Origin of the sequence: Streptomyces tauricus, assembly GCF_014650955.1 — a bacterium.
GTDB lineage: Bacteria > Actinomycetota > Actinomycetes > Streptomycetales > Streptomycetaceae > Streptomyces > Streptomyces tauricus.
Map to the genome: position 1 here is coordinate 16,796 of NZ_BMVY01000019.1, position 15,450 is coordinate 32,245.

The 15,450-nt window shown below is 75.1% G+C and carries 4 protein-coding genes; all 4 read left to right on the plus strand.

Annotated elements, in window-relative coordinates:
• Positions 1-27 precede the first annotated feature (27 nt).
• The 4 genes from IE278_RS25645 (at position 28) to thiO (ending at position 15,334) form a co-directional block, all read left to right on the plus strand.
• Positions 28-11,337, plus strand: a complete 11,310-nt coding sequence (locus IE278_RS25645; RefSeq protein WP_189775622.1) for a type I polyketide synthase — start codon at positions 28-30, stop codon at positions 11,335-11,337.
• Positions 11,338-11,424: 87 nt separating this feature from the next.
• Positions 11,425-12,000 carry an FcoT family thioesterase gene (locus IE278_RS25650; protein WP_246570641.1) on the plus strand — a complete coding sequence of 192 codons (576 nt, stop codon included), beginning with the start codon at positions 11,425-11,427 and terminating at the stop codon, positions 11,998-12,000.
• A gap of 19 nt (positions 12,001-12,019) precedes the next feature.
• On the plus strand, positions 12,020-14,152 hold the full coding sequence (locus IE278_RS25655; protein ID WP_189775623.1) for a type I polyketide synthase: 2,133 nt from the start codon (positions 12,020-12,022) through the stop codon (positions 14,150-14,152).
• A gap of 57 nt (positions 14,153-14,209) precedes the next feature.
• On the plus strand, positions 14,210-15,334 hold the full coding sequence (gene thiO, locus IE278_RS25660; RefSeq protein WP_189775624.1) for a glycine oxidase ThiO: 1,125 nt from the start codon (positions 14,210-14,212) through the stop codon (positions 15,332-15,334).
• The last annotated feature ends 116 nt before the right edge of the window (positions 15,335-15,450 follow it).

Here is a 15,450-nt window from a genome sequence, read left to right on the forward strand (position 1 = left end):
ACGGTGTCACGATCGTGGAGTGCGCGCATGAGTGAATTCGGTGGGACCGGTGGGCCGGACGACGGCGAATTCTCCGCCGTCCCGGCCGCCGGATCGGCCTCGGAGCAGCATCGCCTGCTGCTCGACCTGGTGCGCGCCGAAACGCTCGCCGTACTGCGGAGGGCCGATCCCGGGGCGCCGGAGAGAATCGACGCGGAACGGCCCTTCCGGGATATCGGAATCGACTCCATCGGCCTGGTCGAATTGCATTCCAGGCTGACGGCGGTGACCGGTCTCCCGCTGCCGGTGACCATCGGATTCGATTACCCGAGCCCGGCGGAACTGGCCGAGTATCTGCGCGCCGAAGCGCTGGGGCTCCCCGCCGTCCGGCCGCCCGCCCCGGTGCGGCCGGCCGCCGACGGCGACGAGCCGATCGCCGTCATCGGGATCGGGTGCCGCTTCCCTGGCGGCGTCACCTCGCCCGAGGACCTGTGGCGGCTCGTCGCGGACGGCACCCATGTGATCTCCGGCTTCCCGACCGACCGGGGCTGGGACCTGGACGCCCTGTACGACCCCGACCCGGACGTCCCCCGTACCAGTTACGTCCGCCAGGGCGGCTTCCTGGACGGCGTCGCCGACTTCGACGCGGCCTTCTTCGGCATCAGCCCCAAGGAGGCCCTGGCGATGGACCCGCAGCAGCGGCTGCTGCTGGAGACCTGCTGGGAGGCGCTGGAACGGGCCGGCATCGACCCCGGCCGGCTGCGCGGCACCGAGGCGGGCGTGTTCATCGGGGTGGAGCCGCACGAGTACGGGCCGAAGACCCATCAGGCGCCCGACGGCCTGGACGGACACCTGATGCTCGGCAACCTGCCCAGCGTGGTGTCCGGCCGTGTCGCCTACACCCTCGGCCTAGAAGGGCCGACGCTGACCGTGGACACCGCCTGCTCGGGGTCGCTCACCGCGCTGCACCTGGCGGTGCGGTCGCTGCGCGGCGGCGAGTGCGAACTCGCCCTGGCCGGCGGGGTGACGGTGATGTCGAGCCCCGGCACGTTCACCATGTTCAGCAGGCAGCGCGGTCTGGCCCCGGACGGCCGCTGCAAGGCCTTCGCCGCCGCCGCGGACGGCACCGGCTTCGCCGAGGGCTCGGGCGTGTTCGTGCTGGCGCGGCTGTCGGACGCGCGCCGCGCCGGGCACCCCGTCCTCGCGGTGGTGCGCGGCAGCGCGATCAACCAGGACGGCGCGAGCAACGGCCTGACCGCGCCGAACGGGCTCGCGCAGCAGCGGGTCGTCCACCGTGCGCTGGCCGACGCGGGGGTGACCGCCGGGCAGGTGGACGCCGTCGAGGCACACGGCACCGGCACCCGCCTCGGCGACCCGATCGAGGCCCGTGCCCTGATCGCCGCCTACGGGAGCCGGCACACCGCCGAGCGGCCCCTGTGGCTGGGCTCGGTCAAGTCGAACATCGGGCACACCGGTGCGGCCGCCGGGGCCGCCGGCCTGATCAAGATGATCATGGCGATGCGGCACGGGACGCTCCCCGCGACCCTGCACGTGGACACGCCGTCCCCGCACGTCGACTGGTCGGCCGGGACCGTACGGCTGCTGACCGGCCCGGTGCCGTGGGAGTCCGGCGAGGAACCACGCCGAGCGGGAGTGTCCTCGTTCGGCGCGAGCGGCACGAACGCCCACGTGATCATCGAGCAGGCCCGCGACTTCGACACCGCCGACCCCGGCGCCACTGGCTTCGGCGCCGCTGGGCCCGGTGCGTCCGGTCCCGCCGCGGCTGGCTCCCAGCGCCCGGGTGCTGCCGGTCTCGCCGCGACTGATCCCCGTCGTCCGGGCGCAGCCGACCTCGACGCCGCTGGCCCCGGTCGTACGGAGGTCGGGGTCGTCGCGGGCCGGGTGACGCCCCTCGTGTTGTCGGCGCGGGGGGAGTCCGCGTTGCGGGCTCAGGTGGCGCGGGTGCGGGCGTTGCTGGATGCGCCCGACGCGCCGTCGCTGGTCGACGTCGCGTACTCCGCGGCCACGACCCGGGCCGCCCTGGGGCACCGCGCGGCAGTCGTCGCCGGCGATTGCGAGGAGGCGCTGCGCGCCCTCGCGGACCTCGCCGACGGCGGACCGCCGTCCCTCGGCCCGGTCACCGACCCCCGTACCGCGTTCCTGTTCACCGGCCAGGGCAGCCAACGCCCCGGCATGGGACGGCAGTTGTACGAGACGTTCCCGGTGTTCGCCCGAGCTCTCGACGAGGCCGCCGCCCACCTGGACGTACAGCTCGACATCCCGCTGCTCGACGTGCTGTTCGCCACCGACCCCGCCCGCGCCGCACTCCTCCAGCAGACCGCCTACGCCCAACCCGGCCTGTTCGCCGTCGAGGTGGCGCTGTTCCGCCTGGTGGAGTCCTGGGGCATCGTCCCCGACCACGTAGCAGGACACTCCGTCGGCGAACTCACCGCCGCCCATGTGGCCGGCGCGCTGTCCCTGGAGGACGCCGCACTGCTCGTCGCCGCCCGAGGCCGCCTCATGCAGGAGCTGCCGCCTGGCGGCGCCATGGTCGCGCTCGGGGCCTCCGAGGAGGAAGTCCTGCCGCGCCTCACCGGGAACGCCGGGATCGCCGCCGTGAACGGGCCCGCGTCGGTCGTGGTCTCCGGCGACGAGGACGCGGTGGTCCGCATCACGGACGGCTTCGCCGCCGAAGGGCGCAGGACCCGGCGGCTGCGGGTCTCGCACGCGTTCCACTCGCCGCTCATGGAGCCGATGCTGGCGGAGTTCCGGCGTATCGCCCAGGTCATGGACCACACTCCGCCCCGGATCCCGATCGTGTCGAACCTGACGGGGCGGCCCGTCGTGCCCGACGCCGACTACTGGGTGCGGCACGTCCGCGAGGCGGTCCGGTTCCACGACGGCGTCCGGTGGATGGAGTCCGAGGGCGTCACCACGTTCCTCGAACTCGGCCCCGACGCCGTGCTGTCGTCGATGGGCCCCGACTGCCTGGGCGACGACACCGACGCGGCCTTCGTACCCCTCCTGCGGGCGGGGCGGCCGGAGGAACGCGAACTGGTCGCGGCGGTGGCGCTCGCCCACACCCGCGGCACCGGCGTGAACTGGCAGGACTTCTTCGCCGGACGCGGCGCGCGACGCGTGGACCTGCCGACCTACCCGTTCCAGCGACGCCGCTACTGGCTCGACGACACCGCGGCCCGGACGGGACGGGACGGCACCGGCCATCCGCTGCTGGACACGGCGATCGGCCTCGCGGACACCGGCGCGACGGTGCTGTCCGGACGGCTGTCCGTACGCTCCCAGCCCTGGCTCGCCGACCACGTCATCGCCGGCACCGTCCTGCTGCCGGGGACGGCGTTCGTCGACATGGTGATCCGGGCCGGGGACGAGGTCGGCTGCGCCACCGTGGAGGAACTCACGCTGGAGGTACCGCTGGCACTGCCCGCCGAAGGCGGCGTGAGCGTGCAGGTCGTCGTCGGCCGGCCCGACGCCTCGGGCCGCCGCTCCGCCGACGTCCACGCCCGCCCGGAGGGCGACGGCGCCTGGACCCGGCACGCGAGCGCGGTCCTCGCACCGCCCGGCCCCGTTGACACGACGCCGCCGATGCCTGGTACGGGTACGACCCCGTGGCCGCCACCGGACGCCGAGCCGGTCGACGTCTCCTCGCTGCACCAGGCGGGCTCCGCCTACGCGTTCGGCCCCATGTTCCAGAACCTGCGCGCGGCGTGGCGCCGCGGGAACGAGGTGTTCGCCGAGGCCCGGCTGCCCGAGGAGGCCCGTACCCAGGCCGGACGGTACGGACTGCACCCCGCGCTCCTGGACTCCGCGCTGCGCCCCGCCGACCTCGTGGGGGACCGGGTCCGGGCGGACGATGAGGTCTGGCTCCCGTTCGTGTGGACCGGTGTGACCCTGCACGCCTCCGGCGCCACGGCCCTGCGGATACGGATCTCCCCGGCGGGCCCCGACGGGGTGTCGCTGGAGATCACCGACACCTCCGGCGCCCCTGTCGCGTCGGTGGCCTCGATCGTCGAACGCCCCGTCCCCGTCGAAGGCCTCACCGGTACGGCGCCGAGTCCGTCGCTGCTCGGGCTGCGCTGGGAACCCGCGCCGGCGCACACGGCTCCCGCACGGAGCGGCTGGGCCGCCCTCGGCACCGAGGAGTTCGGACCGGACGCCACGGTGCACGCCGACCTCGACGCCCTGCGTACGGCCATCGCGTCCGGCGCGGCCGTACCCGAAGCGGTACTGGTCCCGTTCCCGCCGACGGAGGGCGAGCCCCACCGGGCCGCGCGGGCCGCGACCCACCGGCTGCTCGAACTGCTCCAGCGCTGGCAGGCCGAGGAACAGCTGGCCTCCTCCCGGCTGGTGGTCGTCACCAGGGGCGCGGTCGCCGCGCGACCGGGGGAGACCCCCGATCTGGGCAGCGCCCCGCTCTGGGGCCTGACCCGCTCGGCCCAGGCCGAACACCCCGGCCGCTTCGTCCTGGCGGACCTCGCCCCCGACACCGGATCCGGCACTGGTCCCGGGACCGACACCGGCCCCGGCACCGACACCCGGACCGGGGCCGGGGCTGACACCCGGATCGGCACCGGAATCGGCCTCGACACCGGAACCGGCTCCGGCACGGGAACCGGCATCGGGACCGGCGCCAACGCCGGCCCCGCCCCCGCCCCCGCCCGAGCCCTGCGCGCCGCGCTCGCCACCGGCGAACCCCAGTTCGCGGTCCGCGGTGACACCGTCCTCGTCCCCCGGCTGGCCGAGGTCCCCGCGCACGGCACCGCCCCGGACACCCCCTGGGACTCCACGGGCACGGTGCTCATCACCGGAGGCACCGGCGGGCTGGGCGGCCACCTCGCCCGGCACCTGGTCGTCGAACACGGTGTCCGGCACCTGTTGCTGGCCGGCCGCCGGGGCACGGACGCGCCCGGTGCCGCCGACCTCGCCGCGGAACTGACGGAACTCGGCGCCTCCGTCACCGTGGCCGCCTGCGACGCCTCGGACCGGCAGGCGCTGACGGCGCTGCTGGCCGGGATCCCCGCGGAGCACCCCCTGGCGGGTGTCGTGCACACCGCGGGCGTGGTCGCCGACGGCCTGATCGGCTCGCTCACACCCGAGCGGGTCGACGAGGTGCTGCGTCCCAAGGCGGACGCGGCCTGGCACCTGCACGAGCTGACCCGGCACCTGAACCTGTCGGCGTTCGTGCTGTACTCCTCCGTCGCGGGGATCATGGACGGCCCCGGGCAGGGCAACTACGCCGCCGCGAACGTCTTCCTCGACGCCCTGGCCGAGCACCGCCGTGCCGTGCACCTCCCCGCGACGTCGCTGGCCTGGGGCCTGTGGTCCGGAGACGGCATGGGCGCCCGGCTTGACGAGGCCGCCCTGCGCCGAGCGGGCCGCTCCGGTCTGGTGGCCCTCACACCGGCCGAGAACCTCGCCCTGTTCGACCTGGCCCTGAGCGCCGGGCAGGCCGTGGCCGTCCCCGTCAGGGTGGACGCCGCCGCGCTGCGGGAGCGCGCCGACGGTGTGCCCTCGGTCCTGCGCGGCCTGGTCCGCGGCCCGGTCCGCCGGTCCGCCTCCACGGGCGCACCGTCCGCCCCGGCCGCCGGCGGAACGCCCCTCACGGCCCGGCTCGCCGCACTGCCCGAGGCCGAACGCGACCGTGTCGTCCTGGACCTGGTCCGGACCCGGGTCGCCCAGGTCCTCGGACACGACGGTGCGGACGCGATCGAGCCGCGCCGCGCCTTCAGCGAGATCGGCTTCGACTCGCTCGCCGCGGTGGAGCTGCGCAACGGGCTCAACGCGGCGACCGGACTGAGGCTGCCCTCGACCCTGGTCTTCGACTACCCGAACCCCGCCGCGCTCGCCGCCCACGTCCTGGCCAGGGCGTCCGGCCCGCGTACGGCCCCTGCCGTACCGCAGCCCGCCGCGGTCACCGGCTCCGGATCGGGCTCCGGGGACGGCCACGGCGACGACCCGATCGCGATCGTCGCGATGGCCTGCCGCTATCCCGGCGGGGTGGAGTCCCCGGAGGACCTGTGGAAGCTGGTGGCCGAGGGCCGGGACGGTGTCTCGGCCTTCCCCGAGGACCGCGGCTGGAACGTGGCGGACCTCTACGACCCCGAGCCGGGCAGGCCGGGCAAGAGCTACATCCGCGAGGGAGGATTCCTGCACGGCGCCGCCGACTTCGACGCGGGCCTCTTCGGGATCAGCCCCCGCGAGGCCCTGGCGATGGACCCGCAGCAGCGCCTGCTGCTGGAGGCGTCGTGGGAGGCCCTGGAACGCGCCGGGATCGATCCGCTGTCGGTGCGCGGCACCACGACCGGCGTGTTCGCCGGGATCATGTACCACGACTGGGCGACCCGGCTCGCGAAGGTGCCCGAGGACCTGGCCGGCTACCTGGGCAACGGCAGCGCGAGCAGCGTCGCCACCGGGCGCGTCGCCTACACGCTCGGCCTGGAGGGTCCCGCGGTGAGCGTGGACACCGCGTGCTCGTCCTCGCTGGTGGCCCTGCACTGGGCCATGCAGTCGCTGCGGCGCGGCGAGTGCTCCCTCGCGCTGGCCGGCGGCGTGACCGTGATGGCCACCCCCGACACGTTCGTCGACTTCAGTCTGCAGCGTGGTCTGTCGCGTGACGGTCGGTGCAGGTCGTATGCGGCCGCGGCGGACGGTACGGGGTGGGGCGAGGGCGTCGGCATGCTGTTGGTGGAGCGGTTGTCGGACGCCCGGCGCAACGGTCACCCCGTGCTGGCGGTGGTGCGTGGTTCCGCGGTGAACCAGGACGGCGCCTCCAACGGCCTGACGGCGCCGAACGGTCCGTCGCAGCAGCGGGTGATCGTGCAGGCGTTGGCGAGTGCGCAGGTGTCGTCGGACCAGGTGGATGTGGTCGAGGGACACGGCACGGGGACGACACTGGGTGATCCGATCGAGGCGCAGGCGTTGCTGGCGACGTACGGGCAGGACCGTGCGGCGGACAGTCCGCTGTGGCTGGGGTCGATCAAGTCGAACATCGGGCATGCGCAGGCGGCGGCGGGTGTCGCGGGGATCATCAAGATGGTCAAGGCGATGGAGCACGGTGTACTGCCGCGCACGTTGCATGTGGACGCGCCGTCTCCGCAGGTGGACTGGTCGGCGGGTGCGGTGGAACTGCTGACCGAGGCGCGGGAGTGGCCGGAGGTGGACGGCCGTCCACGCCGGGCGGGTGTGTCCTCGTTCGGGATCAGCGGGACCAACGCCCATGTCATCGTCGAAGCGGCACCCGCGCCCGCCCCGCTACCGGACCCCGGGCCCGCGCCCGTCGCGGGCGGTACGGTCCCGTGGGTGCTCGCGGGCAGCACGCCGGAGGCTCTGCGGGCCCAGGCCGTCCGGCTGCGTGCACGACTGGACGACCTCGGCACCCGGGACCCGGCCGCCGTCGGACACGCGCTGGCGACCTCCCGCGCGGCGCTGGAACACCGCGCGGTGCTCGTCGGGTCCGGCCACGAGGACCTGGCGCGCGAGTTGGACGCCCTTCTGGACGCCCTTGTCGGGCAGGACCCGCCGCACGGCGTGATCCAGGGACCGGCGACCGGCGGCGGCCTCGCGTTCCTGTTCACCGGTCAAGGCGCGCAACGGCCCGGAATGGGACGGGAGTTGTACGGGAGGTTCCCCGCGTTCGCCGAGGCGTTCGACGCGGTCGCCGTCCTGCTGGACCAGCAGCTGGAACGCCCTCTGCGCGAGGTGCTGTGGGACGAACCCGGACTGCTCGACGAGACCGTCTGGACCCAGGCCGGGCTGTTCGCGGTCGAGGTGGCGCTGTTCCGGCTGCTGGAGTCCTGGGGAGTGCGGCCCGACCACCTGCTCGGTCATTCGATCGGCGAGATCGCGGCGGCGCACGTCGCGGGCGTGCTGTCGCTGACGGACGCCACGACGCTGGTCGCGGCACGCGGCCGGCTGATGCAGGCACTGCCGCGCACCGGGGCGATGGTCGCGGTCCGGGCCCCCGAGGCCGAGGTCGCATCCCTGCTGGGCGACGGGGTGGCGATCGCGGCGGTGAACGGCCCGTCCTCGGTGGTCATCTCGGGTGAGGCGGAGGCCGTGCTCGACACGGCCGCCCGGCTCGCCGCCGACGGAGTGCGGACCACCCGCCTGCGGGTCTCCCACGCGTTCCACTCCCCGCTGATGGAACCGATGCTGGACGACTTCCGCCGCGTCGCCGAGACCCTCACGTACGGCCGTCCGCACATCCCGGTCGTGTCCAACCTGACCGGCGGGATCACCGACCAGGGCTCGGCCGACCACTGGGTGCGCCACGTCCGCGAACCGGTCCGGTTCGCCGACGGCGTGAAGTATCTGGCGGGGCTCGGCGTGACCACGTTCGTCGAGACCGGCCCCGACGCGGTCCTGTCGGCGATGGGCAGGGAGTGCGTCGACGGCGACACCGCGTTCGTCCCGCTGCTGCGCCGCGACCGGCCCGAGGAGCACGAGCTGGTGTCCGGTGTGGCCGCGCTCCACGCCCGCGGCGCGCACGTGGACTGGGACGCCTTCTTCGCGGGGCGGCCCCGTGACGCCTCGATCGACCTCCCGACGTACGCGTTCCAGCGGCGCCGCTTCTGGCTGGACGCGGGTGATCCGGCCCCGGGCGACGTCGGCCTCGCCGGGCTGGAACCGGTCGACCATCCGATCCTGCGCGCCGCGCTGGACACCCCGGGCTCGGACCGGGTCGTGCTCACGGGCCGGCTGTCGGCGGACGTCCAGACCTGGCTGACCGACCACGCCGTGCTGGGCTCGGTGCTGCTGCCGGGTACCGCTTTCGTGGAGCTGGTCCTCACGGCGGGCGCCCATGTCGGCTGCGGCACGCTCACGGAACTCACGCTGGAGGCACCGCTGGTGCTGCCCGACCGGGGCGCCGTGGCCCTGCGGGTCACCGTGGACGAGCCGGACGGCACCCGCGCCCGGACGGTCGCCGTCCACGCACGCCCCGAGGGCGAGCCCGACCTGCCGTGGACCCGGCACGCCACCGGCGTCCTGGGGGCCGAGGCACAGGAGCCCGCGTTCGACCTCGCCGTATGGCCGCCCGCCGGGGCCGACGCCGTGGACGTCACCGACGCCTACGAACTGCTCGCCGCCCGTGGGTACGGCTACGGCCCGGCCTTCCAGGGCCTTCGGGCCGCGTGGCGCCGCGGTGACGAGGTCTTCGCCGACATCGCCCTGCCGGACGCGGCCCGCGACGACGCGGCCCGGTTCGGTCTGCATCCCGCCCTGCTGGACGCGGCGCTGCACGCGGACGCCCTGGACGACGACGGCGCGACCGGCGTCCCCTTCACCTGGGAAGGCGTGACACTGCACAGCACGGGCGCGTCCGCCGTACGCGTGCACACCCGCAGGGCCGCGGACGGCGACGGCACATCGCTCCTGATCGCCGACGAGTCCGGCCGGCCCGTGGCGACCGTGCGGTCCCTGGTCACCCGGCCCCTGTCGGCGGATCGGCTCACGAGCACCCGGCGCGGCCCGCTGTTCCGCGTCGGCTGGACCCCGCTGCCACCCGGCCCCGCCGACACCGCCGGCCGCCTCGCCGTCGTCGGCACCGGCCCGAGCGCAGCGGTCGCCCCCTGGTACGACGACGCGCCCCGGTACGCCGATCTCACCGCGCTGGCGGAAGCGGCGGCACCCGTGCCCGAACTCGTGCTGTTCCCCTGCCCGGCGCCTTCCGGTGACGTCCCGCCCGGTGTGCGCGCGACCACGACCGCGGTGCTGGAGGTCCTGCGGGGCTGGCTGGCCGACGAGCGTTTCGCCGGCTCCCGGCTGGCCGTCGTGACCTGCGGTGCCGTGGACACCGGCGACGGCCGGATCGACGTGCGGCAGGCACCGGTGTGGGGCCTGGTCCGGGCGGCGCAGGCGGAGAACCCCGGCCGGTTCGTCCTGCTGGACCTGGACGGCCCGGGCGGCACGGCACCGCCGCTACCCGTCACCGAACCCGAGATCGCCGTACGCGACGGCGGGGCCCTGGTGCCCCGGCTGGTGAAGGGCGCCGGACCCACGGCCGCGACGACCTGGGATCCCGACGGCACCGTCCTGATCACCGGCGGGACCGGCGGGCTCGGCGCGCTGGTGGCACGCCACCTGGTCACGGCGCACGGTGTCCGCCGGCTGGTACTGGCCGGACGTCGCGGCCCGGCGGCGCCCGGCGCCGCCGCCCTGGCCGCCGAACTGACCGGTCTGGGCGCCCAGACCGAGGTGGCGGCCTGCGACACGGCCGACCGCGAGGCGCTGGCCACCCTCCTGGCCGGGATACCGGCGGACCGGCCCCTCACCGCGGTGGTGCACCTGGCGGGTGTCCTGGACGACGGGCTGATCGACTCGCTGACCCCGGTCCGGCTGGACGGAGTGCTGCGCGCCAAGGCCGACGCCGCCTGGAACCTGCACGAACTGACACGGGGAGCGGACCTGTCGGCGTTCGTGCTGTTCTCCTCGGTCAGCGGTCTGATGATGGGCGCGGGGCAGGGCAACTACGCCGCCGCCAACACCTTCCTCGACGCGCTCGCCGTGCACCGCCGCTCGCTCGGCCTGCCCGCGGTGTCTCTCGCGTGGGGGCTGTGGGACGAGAGGGCCGGCATGGGCGGGCGCCTCGGCGAGACCGACCGCGACCGCGTCCGCGCCTCGGGAGTACCACCCCTGTCACCGGACGAAGGGCTGGCCCTGTTCGACGACGCGCTGGCGGCCCGCGAGCCGCTGCCGGTGCCGGTGCGGCTCGACACGGCGGCGCTGCGTGCCGCCCGCGACGACATACCGGCGCTGCTGCGCGGCCTCGTACCTCCCGCGCCCGCCGGACCCGCCCGTCCCGCCGCCGCGGGACCCACCCTCGAACGGCGGCTCGCCGCACTCGCGGGCGAGGACGAACGGGAGTCGCTGCTGCTCGACCTGGTGCGCGCCGAGGTCGCGGCCGTCCGGCACGACGATCCCTCCGCCATCGACCCCGGGGCCCCGTTCACGGCCCTCGGGCTCGACTCGCTGGCCTCGATCGAACTCCGCAACCGGCTGGGCGCCGCGTCCGGGCTGCGGCTGTCCGCGACACTCACCTTCGACCACCCCACGCCCGCCGCACTGGCGAAGTTCCTGCTGTCCGAACTGCTCCCCGAGGAGACGCGGCCCGCCCCGGACGAGGACTCGGTCCGGTCGGCGCTCGCCACGATCCCGCTCGCCCGGCTGCGCGAGTCCGGGCTGCTGGACACCCTGATGCGCCTCACGGAGACCGGCCCGCCGGACTCCGTGAGCACCCCGCAGCCCCGGCCGGAGCCGGGCCGCGACGACCGGGCCGAGGACATCAGGAGCATGGGCGTCGAGGACCTGCTCCGGGCCGCCCGCCGCACGACACCGACCTGAGGGACACCACCTGAGGGACACGACCTGAGGGACACGACCTGAGGAACACGCTCCGCACGGAACGACCTTGAGAGGGAGAGACCGGCAATGGCGGAAACGATGGACCGCACGGCCGACCCGGGGCTGCGCTACCCCACCGACGAGGATCTGCTGGCCCAGGTGCTGCGCCCCTACCGGGCGAAGAACTGCGAATACCTGAAGTCGGCCGTGGTCGGCGTGGACAGCGGGCCCGACGGCCAGCCCGGAGTCGGCGCCGCCTGCACCTTCCGGATCCCCGAGTCGTGCTACATCGACGACACCGGACACTTCAACTCGGTCGAGTTCAACATCTGTTACAACCAGATGTTCTATTACCTCATCGCGAAATCCGTCCGGGAACGCGTGCTGGAACCGTTCGCGCGCTGGACGATGGACGACTTCTGGGCCCGCCAGCTCGGCGACATCCTCATCACCGACTTCCGCAGCACGTTCCGCCGGCCGATGGGCGCACGCCTGTTCCACGGCGAGATCGAGGTGGCCGACGTCGCCGAGTGGGACGGCAGCGACATCCGCGACGCCCTCGTAGTGATCCGCACCAAGTGCCGCTACTGGGACGACCGGGGCGGCGACAGCCACGGCGAGGTCACCGTCGCGATCCTCAATCCGCCGCAGAGCGGTCCCTGACCAGCACGCGGGAGAAGCGATGACCGACCCGGCCGACCACGTCCCCTCCGCTGCCGGACCCTGGCCGCCCGCCGGGGCCGTCCCGGTCCGCACCGACGACCTGTACGCCCTGCTCGACGCGCGCGGATACCAGTACGGCTCCGCGTTCCGGGGGCTGCGCGCGGCCTGGCGGCGGGGCGAGGAGGTCTTCGCCGACATCGCGCTGGACGGCGCGACCGGCGGAGCCGCCTCCTACCTTCTGCACCCCGCCCTCTTCGACGGCGCCCTGCACGGAGCGCTGCTGCCGTCCGAGGACCGGCGGGACGCCCTGCTGCTGCCGTTCATCTGGCGAGGGGTGCGGATGCGCAACTCCGGCGCCCGCGACGTCCGCCTGCACCTGGCGCCGAACGGTGACGACGCGGTGTCGCTGACCCTCACCGACACCGGGGGACGGGAGGTGGCCTCGGTCCGCTCGCTCGCGTTCCGCCCGGTCACCGCCGAGCAGCTCGACCGCGAGGGCCTGGGCGGCACCCTCCTGCGCGTCACCTGGAACCCCGTGCGGGTGCCGTCCGACGACGACGCCCCGGTGGAAGCGCGCTGGGCCTTCCTCGGCACCGACCACCTCGGCGTGACCGGCGCCCTGAAGGCCGCCGGCCGACAGATCGGGAGCTACCCCTCGCTGCGCGACCTGGACGCCGGTCTGCGCGCCGGCGACACCGTGCCCGACATCGTCGTGGTGTCCTGCACCGACGAGAGCGCCGAGGCGCGTGCCGCGACACAGCGAGCGCTCGTCCTGGTGCAGGAGTGGCTCGACGACGATCGGCTCGGCGGTGCCCGCCTGGTCTTCGTCACCCGGGGCGCCGCCGCGGCGCGTACCGGGGAGGACGTGCCCGATCTCGCCGGCGCCGCCGTCTGGGGCCTGGTGCGCGCCGCCCAGTCCGAACACCCCGGCAGGTTCCACCTGGTGGACGTGGACGACGTCGAGTCCTTCGGCGGCGCCCTGGTGTCCGGCGTGGAGGCCGGGGAGCCCCAGCTCGCCGTCCGCGACGGCGGTCTGTCGCGCCCGCGCCTGGTCCGCTGCCCGCCCGGGACGTCCGCGCGCCGCCCCGACACCGGGGGGACCGTCCTCGTCACGGGCGGCCTCGGCGCCCTGGGCGCCCTCGTGGCCCGCCACCTCGTACGCCGCCACGGTGTCCGCCGCCTGATGCTGCTCGGCCGGCGCGGTCCCGCCACCCCCGGGGCCGCCGAGCTGGCGGCGGAACTGACCGAACTCGGCGCGGACGTACGGGTCGTGGCCTGCGACGCGGCCGACCGCGCGGCCCTGGAGCGCGTCCTGGCGAGCGTGCCCGACCGGCATCCGCTCACCACCGTCGTGCACGCCGCGGGTGCCGTCGACGACGGCACCGTCGCCGAACTCACCCCCCGCAAGGTCGAACGGGTCCTGCGCCCCAAGATCAACGCGGCGCTGAACCTGCACGAGCTGACCCGCTGCGACCTGATCCTGTTCTCGTCGGTGTCCGGACTGATCGGCAGCGCGGGACAGGCCGCCTACGCCGCGGCCAACACCTTCCTGGACGCCCTCGCGCACCGCCGCCGCGCCGTCGGCCTCCCCGGCGTCTCGCTCGCCTGGGGCCTGTGGGCGGACGGCATGGGCGCGCAACTGGGCACCGCCGACCTCGCCCGTATGCGGCGCAACGGACTGGCGCCGATCTCCGCCGCCCAGGGACTGGCCCTGCTGGACGCGGCCGTCTCCCGTACGGAGCCCGCGCTGGCCCCCGTACGGCTGGACGACGCGGCCCTGCGCGACGGGGCGGGGTTCCTCCCGGACCTGCTCCGGGACCTGGCCGCCCCCGCTCCCGCCGGGACCCCGGCCGGGCGGCCCGCCGGGGCCGAGGCGCTGCGTGAGCGGCTCGCGGGGCTGCCCGCGGCCGAACGCGACGCCGCCGTCCTGGAGTTCGTCCGTGCCGAGGTCGCCGCCGTCCTCGGCCACCGGGCCTCCGACACGGTGGACCCCGGCCTGGAGTTCCGCGAGATCGGCCTGGACTCGCTCACCAACCTGGAGCTGAACCGCAGGCTGGCGACCGCGACCGGACTGCGTCTGCCGGCCACCCTGTCCTTCGACTACCCGAGCCCCGCCGAGCTGGCCGGGCACCTCGCGCGACGGCTCGCCTGACGGGTGGCCCGCGTGGCGACCGCCCACCCGACGACCCACCCGAAGAAGGGACCGGACATGCACACAGTGATCGTCGGCGGCGGGGTGATCGGCCTCGCCACGGCGTGGCGGGCGCTCGCCGCGGGACTGGACGTCACCGTCGTGGACCCCGAGCCCGCGAGCCGGGCGTCGCACGCCTCGGCGGGCATGCTCCCGCCCGCCAACGAACAGCTCCACGACGACGAACCCCTGCGGCGCCTGTACCTGGCCTCCCGCGAGCGCTACCCCTCGTTCGTCGCGGAACTGGAGGAGGTGTCCGGCCGGTCCACCGGACACCGCCGCGACGGCGTCCTGGACGTCGCCCTCGACGCGGCGGCCATGGCGGACCTCGACCGCGCGCACCGCTTCCACCAGGCGCACGGAATCCGGACCGAGACCCTCACCGCCGAGGAATGCCGCGCGTACGAACCGAGGTTCGCGCCCTCGGTGCGCGGCGGCCTCCTCGCCCCCGACGACGGGGCGGTCGACCCCCGGCGGCTGACCGCGGCACTGCTGGCCGCGATCGAGCGGCTCGGCGGCACGCTCGTCACCGACCGGGCCACCGACGTGCTGATCGAGGGCCGCGCCACCGGTGTTCGGCTCGCCGGGGGCGGCACGGTCACCGGCGACCGCACCGTCCTCGCGGCCGGCTGCTGGACCCATCTGCTCGGCGGCCTGCCGCCCGGAGTCGTCCCGGAGATCCGGCCGGTCAAGGGACAGATCCTGCGCCTGCGCTCCGACGAACCGTTCCTCACCCGCACCACCCGGGGCTTCCTCGGTGGCTCGGCCGTGTACCTGGTGCCGCGCGCCGACGGCGAACTGGTCGTGGGCGCGACCTACGAGGAGCGCGGCTACGACACGACCGTCACCGCGGGCGGCCTCGCCGAACTGCTGGACAAGGCCCGCGCGGTACTGCCCGACGTCACCGGTCTGGCGTTCACCGAGGTGAGCGCCGCGCTGCGGCCCGGTTCGCCGGACGACCGCCCGCTGATCGGCGCCACGTCCGTCCCGGACCTGCTGCTCGCCACCGGGCACTTCCGCATCGGGGTGCAGCTGTGCGCGGTCACCGCGGACGCACTCGCCGCGCTGCTGTCCGGCGACGAACTCCCCGCCCCCGCCCGGCCCTTCGCCCCCACCCGCGAGGCCGGCGTCGGCGCCCACTAGGCCGTACCACGCGAAGTCCCTCCCCCAGCCCCGCGACACCTGGCACGCTCCCGAGCCTCCGGCCGGGGGACCCCCGCTCGCCACACGGGGCGAAGTCCCAGATACGTCCAGTGCGA

Bases quoted from the DNA above. Each gene is read 5' to 3' on its own strand.
- thiO (WP_189775624.1), top strand. From the start codon at position 14,210: ATGCACACAGTGATCGTCGGCGGCGGGGTGATCGGCCTCGCCACGGCG.
- IE278_RS25650 (WP_246570641.1), top strand. From the start codon at position 11,425: ATGGCGGAAACGATGGACCGCACGGCCGACCCGGGGCTGCGCTACCCC.
- IE278_RS25645 (WP_189775622.1), top strand. From the start codon at position 28: ATGAGTGAATTCGGTGGGACCGGTGGGCCGGACGACGGCGAATTCTCC.
- IE278_RS25655 (WP_189775623.1), top strand. From the start codon at position 12,020: ATGACCGACCCGGCCGACCACGTCCCCTCCGCTGCCGGACCCTGGCCG.